The sequence below is a fragment of the Arthrobacter sp. TE26545 genome (assembly GCF_056279005.1).
The window spans coordinates 1,339,298-1,354,634 of the sequence record NZ_JBWBQM010000001.1 but is presented as its reverse complement, the minus strand read 5'-3'; the positions used below and the strand labels follow the sequence as shown (position 1 = coordinate 1,354,634).

Here is a 15,337-nt window from a genome sequence, read left to right as displayed (position 1 = left end):
GGCTCAGCGTCCGGTCCATGCTCAGCGTCCGGTCCCTGCTTACCGTCCGGTCAGCGACCAGGCGTCCTCCCCGTCGTCGTCCTCCCCGCCGTCGGCGCCGTCGTAGTACTCCACTGACTGCTTGCGCTTCTCCAGGTCCGCGGCCACGAGGTCTTCGGCATAGCCGCCGACGGCGATGTTCGCGTTCGCGTTGTCGCTCAGGGCGGCGGTGTGCGCGTCCGGGGTGGCGGGGGCGTCGTCGCCCTTCATCGCGGCAAGCACCGGCGCAAGGTCGTCCGGCTTGACGAGCACGTCGCGGGCCTTGGACCCTTCGGAAGGCCCGACGACACCGCGGGACTCGAGCAGGTCCATGAGCCGGCCAGCCTTGGCAAAGCCCACACGCAGCTTGCGCTGGAGCATGGAGGTAGATCCGAACTGCGTGGTGACCACGAGCTCCGTGGCCTGCAGCAGCACCTCGAGGTCGTCGCCGATGTCGTCGTCGATCTGCTTCTTCGGCGCCTCGGCGGCGACGTCGTCCCGGTACACGGCCTGCAGCTGGCCCTTGACGTGCTCCACCACCTTGTGGATCTCGGACTCCGAAACCCAGGCGCCTTGGACGCGCATCGCCTTGGAGGCACCCATCGGCAGGAACAGGGCGTCGCCCTGGCCGATGAGCTTCTCCGCGCCGGGCTGGTCCAGGACCACGCGGGAGTCGGTGACGGAGGACGTGGCGAAGGCCATGCGAGAGGGCACGTTGGCCTTGATGAGGCCGGTGACGACGTCGACCGACGGGCGCTGCGTGGCCAGCACCAGGTGGATGCCGGCGGCACGGGCCAGCTGGGTGATGCGCACGATCGAGTCTTCGACGTCGCGCGGGGCCACCATCATGAGGTCCGCGAGCTCGTCCACGATCACCAGCAGGTAGGGGTACGGCTTGATGATGCGCTTGGAGTCCGGCGGCGGAACCACCTTGCCGGCGCGGACGGCCTTGTTGAAGTCGTCGATGTGTTTGTACCCGTAGTTGGCCAGGTCGTCATAACGGGCGTCCATCTCGCGGACCACCCATTGCAGGGCCTCGGCCGCCTTCTTCGGGTTCGTGATGATGGGCGTGATGAGGTGCGGCACGCCTTCGTAGGCGGTGAGCTCCACGCGCTTGGGGTCCACCATGACCATGCGCACCTCGTCCGGTGTGGCCCGCATGAGGATCGAGGTGATCATCGAGTTCACGAAGGACGACTTACCGGCGCCGGTGGCACCGGCCACGAGCAGGTGGGGCATCTTGGCGAGGTTGGCCACCACGTAGCCGCCCTCGACGTCCTTGCCCACGCCCATGACCATCGGATGCTCGGTGCGGCGGGCGTTCTGGCTGCGCAGCACGTCGCCCAGCGACACGGTCTCGCGGTCCGTGTTGGGGATTTCGATACCGATGGCTGACTTGCCCGGGATGGGGCTGAGGATGCGCACATCGCTGGAGGCAACGGCGTAGGAGATGTTCTTGGAGAGCGCCGTGACACGTTCGACCTTGGTGCCCGGGGAAAGTTCGATTTCGTAGCGCGTGACGGTGGGGCCGCGGCTGAAGCCGGTCACGGTGGCGTCGACATTGAACTGCTGCATGGTGTCCGTGAGGGCGGCGACGACGGCGTCATTGGCTTCCGTGCGTTCCTTCGGGATGGAACCCGGGGTGAGGTAGTCGGAAGCCGGCAGCGTGTAGGTGACGTCCCCGGCCAGCGAGAGCTGCTCGGTGCGCTGCGGGATCGGCGTGGGCGGCGGAGGCGGGCTGACCGGCGTCGAGGGCACTGTGATGGCGGGCGCGACGACGGGAATCGCCTCGGTGGGATTCTCCCCCGATCCGCTGTTCCCCAGACCTTGGGCCGCCTTGATCTTCTCGACGGCGATTTCGGCCTGGGTGGGACGGCGGACTCCCGGCGGCACCGAGGGCGCTTTCGGCGCCCGGGCGCCGTCTTCGCCGTCGACCAGTGCGTGTTCGAAGGCTTCGTCCCCGACATAGCCTTCCAGCTTTGGCTCGGCGTCCTCGTCCTTGCCGAAGAGGCGCATGCGCTTTTTCTTCTTCGGGGCGGGACGGTCGTTCTCGAAAAGGTAGCTGCGGTCGTGGGCGTCGCCGCCGGTGCCGTCCTCCATGAGGTCCACGCCCATGAGGTGCTCGTACGCCCCGCGGATGCGCTGCGGAATTGCCCCGAACGGCGTCGCAGTGACAATCAGCAAGGAGGTGAAGGCGAGGGCGGAATAGACGAGGACCGGCACGGCAGTGTGGATGGCCGCCAGCGGCGCCGCGGCGAGGAAACCCAGCATGCCACCAGCCCGGCGCAGCCCGTCGAAACCGTCCGCGACGGCAGGCTGGCCGCCGATGATGTGTGCCAGGCCGGTCCCGGCGAAGGTCATGATGAGGAAGCCGATCCCCACCCGGTTGTTACCGCGGCCGTCCCAGGGTTGCCGGAACAGGCGGAAGGCGCAGACGAAAAGCATGAGCGGCAGCAGGAGGGACATCCAGCCGAACGTGCCGTTGACGACGCTGTAGACGAGGTCAGGCAGCCAGCCGCTCAGGCCCCACCAGGCGAAGGTGGCGATGAAGATGCCGAGCACGAGGTTGAACAAGGCGGCGCCGTCGCGGCGTTCCGCCGGATCGAGGTCGCTGACGTCGTGGCCGATGCGCCGTACTCCGGCGCCGACGAGGTGGCCGATTCCCTGCCAGGCTCCAGCGAGGACCCGGACGATCCAGGGCTGCTGCGGTTCCGCGCCCGCCTTGCCGCGCGTGCTGCCGCGGGATGCGGAACTGCTGGTCCTGCCGGATTTTGTGGTGGCTCCGCCCCGGCCGGATCCGCCGGATTTACTGGTGGAGTTGCCTTTTGGCGCGGAGGAAGTACGAGTCGCCATACTCGCCACGGTACCGCAAACGGCCCGGAATCCTGCGGATTCCGGGCCGTCCGGCTTTTCGGGCCGCTCACGCGATGCTGCCTGCGGACTACGCCTCCAGGACCACCGGGATGATCATCGGCCGGCGGCGGAGCCTGCGGTTCACCCAAGTGCCGATCACCCGGCGCACCACCTGCTGCAGCTGGTAGTTGGTGTGGTCCGGGTGGTTGACCACGGCTTCCTCGAGGGCGGCGTTGATCTTGGGCACGATCTCGTCGAACACGGCGTCGTCCTCCGCTACGCCCCGGGCATGGATCTCCGGGCCAGAGACGATCTTGCCGGTGGTGCGGTTGAGGACCGTGATGACCGAAATGAAGCCTTCGTCGCCAAGGATCCTGCGGTCCTTGAGGTCGGCGTCAGTGATCTCGCCGACGCTGGAGCCGTCCACGTAGACGAAACCGACTTCCACCTGGCCGGACACACGGGCCTTGTGGTCCTTCAGGTCGATCACGGTGCCGTTGTCCGCAAGGATGACGTTCTCCGTAGGCACACCGGAATCCTCGGCAATCCGGCCGTTGGCGATCAGGTGCCGGGTTTCGCCGTGTACGGGCATGGCGTTGAGCGGCTTGAGGATGTTGTAGCAGTAGAGCAGTTCGCCGGCGGCGGCGTGCCCGGAGACGTGCACCTTGGCGTTGCCCTTGTGGATGACCTCGGCGCCGAGCTTGAGCAGGCCGTTGATGATCCGGAAGACCGCGTTCTCGTTGCCGGGGATGAGGCTTGAGGCGAGGATCACGGTGTCGCCGGTTCCGACGACCACGCGGTGGTCCCCGTTGGCCATGCGGGACAGAGCGGCCATGGGCTCGCCCTGCGAACCGGTTGACATCAGGACCACCCGGTGGTCCGGCAACTCGTCGATGTTCTTCAGGTCGACCAGGATGCCCGGCGGGACGTCGAGGTAGCCCAGCTTGGCGGCGATGGCCATGTTGCGGACCATGGAGCGGCCCACGAAGGCCACGTTCCGGCCGTGCTTCGCTGCGGCGTCGAGGACCTGTTGCACGCGGTGCACGTGCGAGGAGAAGGAAGCCACGATGATGCGCTTCTTCGCCTGGCCGAACAATCGCTCCAGGGTGGGGCCGATTTCCTTTTCCGCGGTGGTGAAGCCGGGGACGTCCGCGTTGGTGGAGTCGGCCAGGAAGAGGTCCACGCCTTCTTCGCCCAGGCGGGCGAAGTGGCGCAGGTCGGTGATCCGGCCGTCCAGCGGCAGCTGATCCATCTTGAAGTCGCCGGTGTGCAGCACGTTGCCGCCCGCTGTCCGGATGAACACCGCGAGGGCATCCGGGATGGAGTGGTTGACCGCGACGAATTCGCATTCGAAGGGGCCGAACTGTTCGATCTGCCCTTCGGTGACGGTGAGGGTGTACGGCTTGATCCGGTGTTCCTGGAGCTTGGCTTCAACCAATGCCAGGGTCAGCTGCGAACCCACCAGCGGCAGGTCCGGCTTCAGGCGCAACAGGTACGGCACGGCACCGATGTGGTCCTCGTGCCCGTGGGTCAGCACGACGGCGACGACGTCGTCCAGGCGGTCTTCGATGTAGCTGAAGTCCGGAAGGATCAGGTCCACGCCAGGCTGGGTCTCTTCGGGGAAGAGCACGCCGCAGTCGACGATGAGGAGCTTGCCGTCGATTTCGAATACGGCCATGTTTCGGCCGACTTCACCCAGGCCGCCGAGGGGCACGATCCGGAGCGTTCCCTCCTTGAGTTTGGGTGGAGTGGCAAGTCCGGGAAGGGCGGTTTGGGTCATAGTGCGCTACTTTCCGGCGGAATCTTCCTAGACGGTGAAGTCCATTCCGGCTTCCGCCAAGTCCTCGCGGATGGTGTTGATCTCGTCGGCGTCCGGCTCCACGAGGGGCAAACGGACATACGAGTTCGGCAGGACTCCCTGCCATTTAAGAATCTGCTTGGCTGCGACGGCGCCCTGGACGCGGGTCATCGTTGCACGGATCACCGGTTCCAGTTCGAAGTTGATCTTGCGCGCGGTGCCGAGGTCGTTGGCGTTGACGGCGTCCACCAGTTCACGGAAGCGGCGGGTGGCGACGTGCGTGGTGACACCCACCAGGCCGACGGCACCCAGTGCCATCCATTCGAGGGTCAGTCCGTCGTCGCCGGAGTAGAACGCCAGATCGGTCCGGGCCATGACGCGGGTGGCCGCGGCGAAATCGGCCTTGGCGTCCTTCACGGCCACGATGTTGGGGTGTTCGGCCAGACCGGATCATGGTGTCCGGCGCGATCTGCACGGAGGAACGTCCGGGGATGTCGTAGAGCATCACCGGGACGTCGGTTGCGGACGCCACGGTCTCGAAGTGCGCACGGAGGCCCGCCTGGCTGGGCTTGTTGTAATACGGGGTGACGATCAGGAGACCATCGACGCCGAGCTTCGCGGCTTCCTGCGAGAGGTGCACCGAGTGGGCGGTGTCGTTGGTGCCGGTGCCGGCGATGATGGCGGCACGGTCCCCGACGGCGTCCTTGACGGCACGGAACATGCCGAGGTTTTCCTCGTCCGTCAGCGTGGAGGTTTCGCCCGTGGTTCCGGTGACGACGAGGCCGTCGCAGCCGTCGTCGACCAGCTTGCTCGCAAGTTCCGCCGCCTGCTTGTAATCGACTTCACCGTCTTTGGTGAAGGGGGTGACCATGGCGGTCAGCAGGGTACCGAGGGCAGGAACATTTGCGCGGGAGTCAGACATACGAAAAACGTTACCCTGTCAGCCGCGCGATACGGGAATGGGGGCAGGTGTCCGCCGTCAAAATCACAGCCGTGGTCAAATCCGCCCGGCACAATACCGTTCGACGGCGGCCTCCCGCAGCTTGTCGGCCCAGGCGCCAAGGCGCTGGGCGGCACGGACGTAGTCGAAGAGTTCCGCGGGCGTCAGTGCGTCCAGGTCGGTTTCCGACAGCCGCCTTGCAAGCTCGGCACCCGGGGGCTGCTCGACGAGGACTGTCCCCTCGCGCCGCCACTGCACATCCTCCGGCGGTTCGCCGTTGACCAGTTGCCTGAAAAGGAAGTCGACCACCCCGGGGCTCATTGCCTTCAAGGGGCCATCGGCCTTCATGGGTCCGTCCGGCATGGGATCTTTCATGCAGCAATATTATTCGAACATATATTCGAATACAAGGTTGGAAACCCCATCCACCACAGCGCACCAAAGATGCGGAATTGCATCGCAGCGTGGATGTGGTTGTGTCAACGTCAATGGAGCCCGCCAGCGGGAAGGTGCCGGAGTTTCATCTGATGCCTGGCGCATGGGCGGCCTTGCCGTCTGGGCTCTGGACTTGCCATTCGCTGGTTCATTCAGGCCGGCGCCGTGATCGGATCCGTGCGAAGGTCCGTGCTGAGGCGAGGTCCGTCTGCAGGCGCCGGATATCTGCTTCCAGCAGCAGGACCATGCGGATGCCTGCCAGGTTCAACCCCAATTCCAGGAGCTCACCTATCCGCCGCAATGTCACGAGATCGTCCTCGCTGTACTGGCGGGTCCCACCCAGGGTCCGGCCCGGCTCCAGCAAGCCTTTGCGTTCATACAGGCGCAGATTCTGCTGCGCCATGCCCACCAGCTCGGCGGCCACGGAAATGGCATACACGCCCCTGCCCGGATCATCGGACTGTCCCAGCGTCCACCCTCGGGTTTCCCAAATCACGCTTGCCCAAGACCATGTGCGATGCTATAAGAAATATATACCAGCCACTATAGATCGGCTGGGTTTACAAGGAAGGTTTACAAGGAAGTAGACAGCAATCTGCAAGGAGTGACACACCATGCTGATGCGAACGGACCCGTTCCGTGAATTCGACCGCCTGGCCCAGCAAGTACTCGGCCCCACGGCAAGGCCTGCCGCGATGCTGATGGATGCCTGGCGTGATGGGGACGATTTTGTGGTCGCTTTCGATCTCCCCGGAGTCAACGTTGACTCCGTGGACATCGACGTCGAGCAAAACGTGCTGACTGTGAAGGCTGAACGCCCGGACCCCGTCGGCGAGGACACAGAACTGATTGCCTCCGAACGTCCCCGCGGCGTCTTTAGCCGCCAGCTCATCCTCGGCGATGCGCTAGATACCGACGGTGTCAAAGCAAGCTACGACGCCGGCGTCCTGACCCTGCGGATCCCTGTGGCGGAGAAGGCAAAGCCGCGCCGCATCGAAATCGAAACAGGCGGGCAACAGCGCCAGGAGATCAGCGCCTGACCGCGGCTCGCAATCTCCGGACCGGGAGCGTCGGAACCACCATCCTGGCAAGAAACCCCCGGGATGGCTCCGGCAACGATGGTCCCCGGCTGAACGGACCGGGGACCATCCCCGTTTCCCCAACCCGAACATTCGGCAAAGCCATGAAGAAAAACGACCCAGACCCCTACGACGTCCTGCTCATCAGCCCCGCAGCCACGCAGCGCGAGGTGGGCCGTACTTACCGGGCGCTGATGCGGAGCCGGCACCCGGACCCCCTCCCGGCGGGAGAACATAGTGCGGCCGCGGGCTCAGCGGAGCTGCACGAGGTCATGGCGGCCTACGCCGTCGTCAGAAACCCGGAAAAACGTGCAGCATACGACAGGGACCATCCCCAAGCCGCCGCACCTGTGAAGCCGTGGAGGGGTCGGGCGGAACCGTCGTGCGGACGCCGCCAGGATGGCTTCCTGCCGCCTGGTTGCTGGTTGGGGCCGTGCTGCGGGAGCCGGTGGCGGCCCATGCCGGCGTGGGCAGGTTCATATCCCCCGCCCGGCTACACGTTGACTTGGCGGATTCCGCGCTGACCGCCACATGGCCCCCGGACTAAGTAATCACCAAGGAACCGTATTCACCGAGGAACCGAAATGACTGCCTGGCGTCCCTACGACAGCCACTTGATGCCCGCGTTCTATGAGCGTTTTGAGAAGCGGTGGGGAAAAGGAACGGCGCCGTTCCTGGATCCCGAGACCCACGAACAACCCATGCCGCGCGCCCAATGGATCAATATAGACACCGGGGCTGCGGTGGCCGTTGTCCCCGTGTGGACCCACGACCCGCAGCACCGCTCGTTCGGGGTCTTCTACCTGCCCCCGGCCGGCGACATCTGGGTCCTGCGGCCTGGTTACACCAACTACCTCGAAACCGATCCCAAGAACCTCGAGCAAGCCACGCTGCGCAACGACGCATTCAGAAAAGCCGTAGCGCACGCAAAGGAATTCATCTACGGAACCCAGCCCTAGAATCCGGCCCTGGACAGAGAGCCATTGCAGGCACGCTGTCCGGCCGAATCCCGGGTGTTGACCTTCGAAGGAGCAATGACAATGGCGTCAGGAACCGCCCTGCAAACACTGGCGAAGGACAGCCGCCCGGAGGGCGAGCGTCCGTGGTGCGAAACATGCAACAGCGACGATTTCCTGATCATCGAAACAGCAGCCATCCCTACCGGCGGGCCGGCCGGCGCGGTGGATGTCAGCTACACCTGCACTGAATGCGACGGCTACTCTGCGCACCAAGTCAGCGCAGGTGCCTTGGATCCCAAGGTGCTGGCTAGGCTCCTGCCCGATCCAGGAGATGAGCAACTCGGCGTTTACACTCACTGCGGCGAACCCATGGCGCTGGGCGGAACGCCCACGCGGAGCATCGCTTCGGAGACGAGCGCAAGCGACTCCAGGAACCCGAGACGAACCTGGCAACTGACGATCCGCGTCCCGCGCAAGAGCTGAGCACCGGCAAGCTTCCCGGCTTGTGGCTTCGCCGTTCCGTCCCCTTGGCCCTGGCTCTCACGGGCCTCGGGCTCGTCGTCGGAGGGATGGCATGGCCGCCCAAGTCCCGGGCATGGGGCTCCTGGGATTCATCCTCCTGGCTGGCGGAGCGTGCGGCTTCCTCGCCCGCTACATCAGTCGATGGACCGGATAGAGACTACGTCCATTCACAGGAAAGACCCACCAGCCAACCCGTGGCACCGCTGAGTCCGGAGACGGGATCACCTGGACTTGGTTGGAGGCCTGTCTCGGTGGGGCGGTGGCATCCGTAGCTCAGTGGTCAGAGCAGGGGACTTTTAATCCTCGGGTCGTGGGTTCGAACCCCACCGGATGCACCATCGCCAAAGCCAGGAACACCGCCTTCCCAGGGCTGCGCCAGCGATATCCAGGCCCGCGTCCTCGGCGAGCCGGGCTTCGAGATAGACGGAACAGCAACCCGGACTGCCCCGCGGGGGGCATTGGACATGCCCCCCTACCCGCACTGCCCGGCCCCACGGATGAGCGGCCGCCTCACCTCACCAGCCGGGGTCCTCGACGACGTCCGGGTACTCGTCCTCGCTGCCGGTGGCCGGCGCTATGGTCTGGTCAATGAGGTCTGCTTCGGCGGCCTCCGCTTCGGTGGCAGCGATCCGCTCGTAGCCGGCGTTGCCGGGCCGCACGTCCGTGCGCTGCTCAATGGCGTCCGCTTGCGGGACGTCCCCGGGCAACGCGTTCATCGCTGTCGGCTCCCCGGTGCTTTCGGGCAGGACTGGTGTGCGCTGCTCGAGAGCGTCGGCTTCGGGTACTTCGGGGCCGATTTCCTCCGGCTTGATATTCATCGTCAACCTCCTGTGACTGGTACGGGAATGAAGTGGCCAGCGCAGCATCCGGGGTTGCGCCACCGGAGCAGGACGGAAAGGCCAGATGGCCGATGCGACGGCGGCTTCCCGCGTTGTACCGCCGGCGGCACCGCGACGGTTCCCGGCCGCCGTCCGGTACCCGCGCCGCTCCGGTACTTTTGTAACAAAATCCGTGCGCTGCTGCTTCCAGACAACGCTTGTGGAATCGGCGGAGGGGCACGCCTGAACCAACCGGAATCCAGCGCGCTCCCTTGGAGCGGCCGCCATCCATCCTGACTCCCATCAAGCGCCTGCTCGGGACCGCCGATACAACGGTCATAGCAGCACCCGGTCGCGTTGACAACGGTCCCGCCGTCACGCCCGGAGTCGCCAGCTCAACAGATCCGCTTCCCTCGGCGGAGCCCGTTGGCTCTGCGTTTGGTGGCCTGCCAAATGGCCCCACTCCTGGCGGAAAGTGAACAGCGCAAGAGCGAACTTCGCACGTCACCGATAGAAGCTGCCGCAAACCGCGGCCCTGTGGGACCATCAGCCCATGGAGGCACGTGCTGGTCCTGCCCGGCGCCGGGTTCAGGCGGCGCGGCCGGCCACCACCCGGCTGGCCGGCGTGGACGCTGCACGGGGCGCAGCCCTCCTCGGCATGATGGCAACCCATTTGATGGCCATCTTCGGACCTGACCCCGCACAGACCCCCACCTGGGTGGGCCTGGTGTTTTCCGGTCGTTCGGCCGCCCTCTTCGCCGTGCTGGCCGGCGTCGGGCTCGCCCTCAGCACGGGGCGGCCGCAGCCGCTACAGGGGGCCGGACTGCGGGCGGCGCGGCGCGGAGTGGCCCTGCGGGCGGTGCCGATCGCCGTGGTCGGGCTCTTCCTGGGCGGGCTTGAGGTGAACATTGCCGTCATCCTGGTGCACTACGCCGTGTTGTTCCTCTGCGTGCTGCCCTTCCTCGGCTTCGGCGCCAAAGCCCTTGCGGCCTGGGCCGGCGGATGGGTGCTGCTTTCGCCGGCCCTCGCTTTCGCGTTGAGGCCTTGGTTCCTGTCCGCCGATCCGCCGCTGCGACTGGGCCACAATCCGGCCATGGAGGATCTGGGAACGCCGGGCACGCTCCTTGCGGACATCCTGGTCACCGGCTATTACCCCGTGCTCCAATGGCTCTCCTACCTGCTGATCGGCCTGTTGCTCGGGCGGCTGGAGCTGGCGCGGAAGGCGGTCCGGGTCATGGTGCTGTGCATCGGCGCCGCCGTGGCCGCCACCGCGAAGCTGCTGGGCAACACTGCGATCCTGGATTGGGGCGGGCTGCAGACCCTGGAGGACAGTGTGGGCAACCCCGCGTTCCCCTTGGAGAGCCGGCTCCAGGTCAGCCTGACGGGTGTCGAGCAGAGCGGAAGCTGGTGGTGGCTCGCCACTGCGGCACCCCATTCGGGAACCACGCTGGACCTGCTGCATACCGCGGGCGTTGCGGCCGCCGTCGTCGCCTTCTTCCTGCTGCTGGGCGGGCTCCGCCGGCCGGGCGCCCCGGAAACCGCACGCTGGTTGCTGCCGCTCAGCGGACCCGGCGCGATGACGCTGACCCTATACGCGCTGCACGTGTGGGCGGTGTCCTGGTTCCACGGAGAGGAGCTACCGGCCGGGCTGGCGCCGGAGGCCATATACCTGCTGCACGCATTGGTGGCCGTGGCGATCGGCGTGCTGTTTGCCCTGTGGCGGCGGCGCGGACCGCTGGAGTGGCTGGCGCACCGGGCCGCCGTGCTGGGCCGCTACCGGCCGGGTGCCAGCGGCTGAAGCCCCGGTGTCCGTGAAGCCGGATGCCGGTGAATCAGGCGCCCGCGGCGGGCCGGCCGCGGAACAGCCGGACGGCGTCGCGCATCGAGGCCCGGGCACGCTTGCGGTCCCCGGCGGCGTCGTAGGCGCAGGCGAGGCGGAACCAGGAGCGCCAGTCCTCCGGCGCGGCTTCGGTTTCCACCCGGTACTTTTCGAATTCGGCGTCAGCGGCGGCACGCACGATGCGGCCGGAAGGCGTCCGGGGCAGCCGGTCCTCCGGCAGGCCGCCTTCGGCCTCCAGGATCCTGGCCATCTGCTCCGTGCGCGCCCCGAACATGAGCTCGCGGATCAGCGCCCAGGCACCGACCATCGGCAGCACCAGGTAGGCCGCGCCGATCGCCTTGGCCACGAGGTTGGCATCGCCGAGCAGCAGCAGGGAACGCTGGAAGGAAACCACCAGGTACAGCACCAGCAGCAGGGTGATGGCGCCGACCCAGATCTTGGTGCGGTTCTTCTTGACCGCGGCCCACAGGGTATCCATGGCTCAGAGGCCCAGGTCCAGGTAGCCGTCCAGGCCCACCGTGAGGCCCGGGTGCCCGGCGACGTTGCGCAGGCCGAGCAGCACGCCGGGCATGAACGAGGCCCGGTCGTAGGAGTCGTGACGGATGGTCAGCTGCTCCCCCGGGCCGCCGAACAGGACTTCCTGGTGGGCCACGAGGCCGCGGAGCCGGACGCTGTGGACGCGCACACCGTCGACGTCGCAGCCGCGGGCACCGTCGAGGGAGGTTTCGGTGGCGTCGGGGCTGGCCGGGACGCCTGCTTCCTCGCGGGCTTCGGCGATCAGCTGGGCGGTGCGCACGGCAGTGCCGGACGGCGCGTCCACCTTGTTGGGGTGGTGGAGTTCGATGATTTCAACGGACTCGAAATACTTGGCGGCCTTGGCGGCGAAAGCGGAGGCCAGGACCGAACCGAGGGCGAAGTTCGGGGCGATCAGGACGCCGGACTCCGGATTGCCGGCCAGCAGGGCGCGCAGGGCGGCCAGGCGGCCGGCGTCCCAGCCGGTGGTGCCGACGACGGCGTGCATGCCGTGTTCGACGGCGAAACGCACGTTCGCTTCGGTGCTGGCCGGAACGGTGAGGTCCACGATGTACTTGGCGCCGGCGTCGAGCAGGGCGTCGAGGGAATCGTTGCGGCCCAGCGCGGCCACGAGCTTCATGTCCGGGGCTGCTTCCACGGCCTTCACGGCTTCGGTTCCCATGCGCCCGGAGGCGCCCAGCACAGCGACGGCAAGTTGTTCGGTCATGGCATTAACCCTACCGTCGGGCGGGGCTCCGCCTTGAACCGGTTACGGGGTGCCGGCTACTCCCCGGCCCCGACCCATTCCACGGTGCCGTCGCTGAAGAACTGTTCCTTCCAGATGGGGACCTGTTCCTTGATCCGGTCCACCAGTTCCGAGCAGATCGCGAAGGCCTGGCCGCGGTGCGCGGCGGACACCGCACACACCAGTGCCGGATCGCCGATCTCCAGTTTGCCGATGCGGTGCGCAGCCCAGATCCGCACGGGCTGTTCCGCCTCCCCCGAATGCTCGGCAACCAGGGTGGCGACGACGTCGGCCAGCACCTGGTGCGCCGTTGGGTGCGCGCTGTAGCTGAGCCGGTCCACGGGCTTGCCGCCGTCGTGATTGCGGACGACGCCGCTGAAGCTCACCACGGCCCCCGCGGTGTCCGATTCGACGGCTGCGATGGCCTGGTCCACGGAGATCGGCTCGGCGCTGAGCACGGCGTGGACCACTTCGAAGCTGCTTTCAGTGACCATGGCTTCCTTCCAGTTGGTCGCATACGTGGGCGAGGACGGGGTCCAGGACAGCGAGACCGTCCATGACACCTTTGGGGGAACCCGGCAGGTTCACGATGAAGGTGCGGCCCGCGGTTCCGGCGTGGCCGCGGCTCAGCATGGCCAGCGGTGTCTTCGCGGCACCGGCCCGGCGCATGCCTTCCATGATGCCCGGAATTTCCCGGTCCAGCAGGGGCAGCGTGACGTCGGGGGTCCGGTCGTCGGGGCTGAGCCCGGTGCCGCCGCTGGTGATGATGACGGCGGGCTCCTGGCTGAGCAGAGCGCGGATCGCGGCGCCTACCGCTTCGCCGTCGGGCACGACCATGGCAGGGAAGGTCTCGAATCCGTGTTCGACCAGCCAGTCTTCGATCACGGGGCCGGTCTCGTCCCGGTAGATGCCCGCGGCGGCGCGGGTCGAGGCAATGACGACGCCGGCCTTGCGAGGGCCGTGCCCGCCCGGTTCGCAGCCGCTCACGGCGTGGTCTCCGCGCCGGGTGTCCCGCCGTCAAGGCTCCAGTCGCCGCTCTTGCCGCCGCTCTTCGCGAGCACCTGGATGCCGCTGATGACGGCGTGCTTGTCCACGGCCTTGATCATGTCGTAGACGCTTAGGGCCGCCACTGACGCCGCGGTGAGGGCTTCCATTTCGACGCCAGTGACGCCGCGGGTTTTGACGGTCGCCCGGATCTGCACCGAGTCGCTTCCGAGGTTGAAGTCCACGGTGACCTTGGAGATCGGCAGCGGATGGCACAGCGGGATGAGTTCGGGGGTCTTCTTCGCGGCCATGATCCCGGCGACCCGGGCCACGGCAAGGGCATCGCCCTTGGGCAGTTCCCCGGCGCCGAGCAGGGCCAGGACCTCGGGGGTGCTGCGGACGGTGGCGGTTGCGGTGGCTTCGCGGGTGGTCACGGCCTTGCCGGAGACGTCCACCATCTGGGCCGAACCATCGGGGCGCAAATGTGTCAGGCCGTCCTGGCGCAGGTGGGTCAGGCCGCCGGCGGTATCCGGGGTGTATTGGGAATCACTCACAACATCCATACTTCCACTTCGGCGCCTGCTTCGAGTTCCGTGACATCGGCCGGCACGTGCACCAGTGCGTTGGCGTTGGCCAGGGCATGGACCAGGTGCGAACCGGGGCCGCCCTCCAGGCGGACTCGGCCGTCCGGCAGCAGGCTGGCCCGGCGCAGCTGGTGCTTGCCCGCGGGCGAGCTGAGGCGTTCCGTCAGTCTCGCGCGGGGTGCGGCCCGGGGCGCGGGCGTGCCGAGCACGGCGGAGAGGGCCGGGCGCAGGAACATCTCGAAGGACACCAGGCAGCTCACCGGGTTGCCCGGGAAGGCAAGGAACGGCACGCCGTCGAAGGTTCCGATGCCCTGCGGGCCGCCCGGCTGCATCGCCACGGACAGGAACTCCACCGGCTGCTCCGCCATGGCCTGCCGTACCACCTCGTAGGCGCCCTTGCTGACGCCGCCGGTGGTCACGATGAGGTCCGTGCCGGCGTCCCGGCCGCGCAGCAGTCCGAGCAACACGGCGGGGTCGTCGGAGGAAATGGCGCTCCGCGTGACAATCAGGCCGGCCTGGCGCATGGCCGCTTCGAGCAGGGTTCCGTTGGCGTCGTGGATCTTGCCCGGCGGCAGCGGCCGGCCGGGTTCCACCACTTCGTCTCCGGTGGTCACCAGGAACACGTGCAGCGGCCTGCAGACCTCCACCTCGGTGAGACCGAGCGCGGCGAGCAGGCCCAGTTGCCCCGGGCCGAGGCTGCTTCCGGCGGCAAGCGCCAGCGTCCCGGCGGCGATATCGCTGCCGGCTGCACGGACGAAGCTGCGGGCCGCCGTCGCGGGAAGATCGACGACGGCGTCCGCGCCCGGTTCGGGGAAGCGGTCCGGCACCGCACGCTCGATCGGCACGACGGCGTCCGCTCCGGCGGGCATCATCGCGCCGGTCATGATCGGGGCGGCGCTGCCCGGGAGCAGTTCCTGCGGTGCCACACCGGCCGGGATGGGGGCAACGACTTTCAGCCGCACGCCGCCGGCTCCGGGGCCGCCGCCGACTCCGGGGCCGCCGTCGGAACTGCCGCCGCCGTGCGGAAAATCGAGGGAACGGACCGCATAGCCGTCCATTTGGGAGTTCGCGAACGGCGGCAGGTGACCGGGCGCCAGGACGTCGACGGCGAGCGCCCGCCCGAGTGCCTCCATCAGCGGAAGGTGCTCGCTGCCCTTCGCTGCGGGCAGCCCGGCGAGGAGGCCGCGGACGGCATCGGCGTGCTCGGCGACGGATCGGGCCAAAGGGTTACCTCCGGGGTTGGGCGGGT

At 67.4% G+C, this 15,337-nt stretch carries 17 protein-coding genes, 1 tRNA gene and 1 pseudogene; 7 read left to right on the top strand and 12 right to left on the bottom strand.

Translation table 11 applies throughout. The features are described 5' to 3' along the window. Nucleotides 1–39: 39 nt before the first annotated feature. The 5 genes and pseudogenes from ACZ9CK_RS06015 to ACZ9CK_RS05995 form a co-directional block, all read right to left on the bottom strand. Entirely contained in the window at nucleotides 40–2,871 is a 2,832-nt protein-coding gene (locus ACZ9CK_RS06015; protein WP_476049502.1) for an FtsK/SpoIIIE family DNA translocase, read from the bottom strand. 88 nt (nucleotides 2,872–2,959) lie between these two features. Next, on the bottom strand, nucleotides 2,960–4,651 hold the full coding sequence (locus ACZ9CK_RS06010) for a ribonuclease J (RefSeq protein ID WP_426302867.1): 1,692 nt from the start codon (nucleotides 4,649–4,651) through the stop codon (nucleotides 2,960–2,962). A 27-nt stretch (nucleotides 4,652–4,678) separates the two neighbouring features. After that, nucleotides 4,679–5,591, bottom strand: a pseudogene (dapA, locus tag ACZ9CK_RS06005) (4-hydroxy-tetrahydrodipicolinate synthase). 75 nt (nucleotides 5,592–5,666) lie between these two features. Then, nucleotides 5,667–5,984 carry a hypothetical protein gene (locus tag ACZ9CK_RS06000; protein WP_476049501.1) on the bottom strand — a complete coding sequence of 106 codons (318 nt, stop codon included), beginning with the start codon at nucleotides 5,982–5,984 and terminating at the stop codon, nucleotides 5,667–5,669. 208 nt (nucleotides 5,985–6,192) lie between these two features. After that, the gene (locus ACZ9CK_RS05995) at nucleotides 6,193–6,483 is read right to left on the bottom strand and encodes a MerR family transcriptional regulator (protein WP_476049500.1); all 291 of its coding nucleotides are present in this window, start codon (nucleotides 6,481–6,483) and stop codon (nucleotides 6,193–6,195) included. A gap of 175 nt (nucleotides 6,484–6,658) precedes the next feature. On the opposite strand from ACZ9CK_RS05995, the gene ACZ9CK_RS05990 reads away from it, so the two are divergent. The 6 genes from ACZ9CK_RS05990 to ACZ9CK_RS05965 all read left to right on the top strand — a co-directional run bounded on the left by ACZ9CK_RS05990 (nucleotide 6,659) and on the right by ACZ9CK_RS05965 (nucleotide 8,942). Further along, complete coding sequence (locus tag ACZ9CK_RS05990; protein WP_476049499.1) at nucleotides 6,659–7,084, top strand: Hsp20/alpha crystallin family protein; 426 nt, start codon at nucleotides 6,659–6,661, stop codon at nucleotides 7,082–7,084. A 143-nt stretch (nucleotides 7,085–7,227) separates the two neighbouring features. After that, nucleotides 7,228–7,647, top strand: a complete 420-nt coding sequence (locus ACZ9CK_RS05985) for a J domain-containing protein (RefSeq protein WP_476049498.1) — start codon at nucleotides 7,228–7,230, stop codon at nucleotides 7,645–7,647. A gap of 60 nt (nucleotides 7,648–7,707) precedes the next feature. After that, nucleotides 7,708–8,082 (top strand): hypothetical protein, encoded by a 375-nt coding sequence (locus tag ACZ9CK_RS05980; protein ID WP_426302861.1) that lies wholly within the window; start codon nucleotides 7,708–7,710, stop codon nucleotides 8,080–8,082. Between the two features lie 81 nt (nucleotides 8,083–8,163). Continuing rightward, complete coding sequence (locus tag ACZ9CK_RS05975) at nucleotides 8,164–8,565, top strand: hypothetical protein (protein WP_476049497.1); 402 nt, start codon at nucleotides 8,164–8,166, stop codon at nucleotides 8,563–8,565. Further along, nucleotides 8,529–8,876, top strand: coding sequence for a hypothetical protein (locus ACZ9CK_RS05970; RefSeq protein ID WP_476050867.1), 348 nt, complete (start codon nucleotides 8,529–8,531; stop codon nucleotides 8,874–8,876). Before ACZ9CK_RS05975 ends, ACZ9CK_RS05970 begins: the two co-directional genes overlap by 37 nt. Further along, a tRNA-Lys gene (locus ACZ9CK_RS05965) sits at nucleotides 8,867–8,942 on the top strand. Before ACZ9CK_RS05970 ends, ACZ9CK_RS05965 begins: the two co-directional genes overlap by 10 nt. A 177-nt stretch (nucleotides 8,943–9,119) precedes the next feature. Here the strand turns inward: ACZ9CK_RS05965 and ACZ9CK_RS05960 are convergent. Further along, the gene (locus tag ACZ9CK_RS05960) at nucleotides 9,120–9,422 is read right to left on the bottom strand and encodes a hypothetical protein (protein ID WP_426302860.1); all 303 of its coding nucleotides are present in this window, start codon (nucleotides 9,420–9,422) and stop codon (nucleotides 9,120–9,122) included. A gap of 553 nt (nucleotides 9,423–9,975) precedes the next feature. Here ACZ9CK_RS05960 and ACZ9CK_RS05955 point away from each other — a divergent pair. Further along, nucleotides 9,976–11,220, top strand: a complete 1,245-nt coding sequence (locus tag ACZ9CK_RS05955; RefSeq protein WP_476049496.1) for a heparan-alpha-glucosaminide N-acetyltransferase domain-containing protein — start codon at nucleotides 9,976–9,978, stop codon at nucleotides 11,218–11,220. Nucleotides 11,221–11,254: 34 nt separating this feature from the next. Here the strand turns inward: ACZ9CK_RS05955 and ACZ9CK_RS05950 are convergent, their stop codons facing one another. From ACZ9CK_RS05950 to ACZ9CK_RS05925, 6 genes are read right to left on the bottom strand one after another with little or no spacing between them, the layout of a single operon-like run. Next, nucleotides 11,255–11,740, bottom strand: a complete 486-nt coding sequence (locus tag ACZ9CK_RS05950) for a hypothetical protein (protein WP_476049495.1) — start codon at nucleotides 11,738–11,740, stop codon at nucleotides 11,255–11,257. A 3-nt stretch (nucleotides 11,741–11,743) separates the two neighbouring features. After that, a complete protein-coding gene (gene dapB / locus ACZ9CK_RS05945; protein ID WP_426302857.1) occupies nucleotides 11,744–12,502 on the bottom strand; it encodes a 4-hydroxy-tetrahydrodipicolinate reductase in 759 nt (252 codons plus the stop codon). 56 nt (nucleotides 12,503–12,558) lie between these two features. Beyond that, nucleotides 12,559–13,014: a molybdenum cofactor biosynthesis protein MoaE gene (locus ACZ9CK_RS05940; protein WP_426302856.1), complete on the bottom strand. Its 456-nt coding sequence runs from the start codon at nucleotides 13,012–13,014 to the stop codon at nucleotides 12,559–12,561. Next, on the bottom strand, nucleotides 13,004–13,507 hold the full coding sequence (locus ACZ9CK_RS05935) for a MogA/MoaB family molybdenum cofactor biosynthesis protein (RefSeq protein WP_426302855.1): 504 nt from the start codon (nucleotides 13,505–13,507) through the stop codon (nucleotides 13,004–13,006). The genes ACZ9CK_RS05940 and ACZ9CK_RS05935 overlap by 11 nt, the downstream gene beginning before the upstream one ends. Next, complete coding sequence (moaC, locus tag ACZ9CK_RS05930) at nucleotides 13,504–14,067, bottom strand: cyclic pyranopterin monophosphate synthase MoaC (RefSeq protein WP_426302854.1); 564 nt, start codon at nucleotides 14,065–14,067, stop codon at nucleotides 13,504–13,506. Before moaC ends, ACZ9CK_RS05935 begins: the two co-directional genes overlap by 4 nt. After that, nucleotides 14,055–15,311: a molybdopterin molybdotransferase MoeA gene (locus ACZ9CK_RS05925; protein ID WP_476049494.1), complete on the bottom strand. Its 1,257-nt coding sequence runs from the start codon at nucleotides 15,309–15,311 to the stop codon at nucleotides 14,055–14,057. The genes moaC and ACZ9CK_RS05925 overlap by 13 nt, the downstream gene beginning before the upstream one ends. Nucleotides 15,312–15,337: the final 26 nt, after the last annotated feature.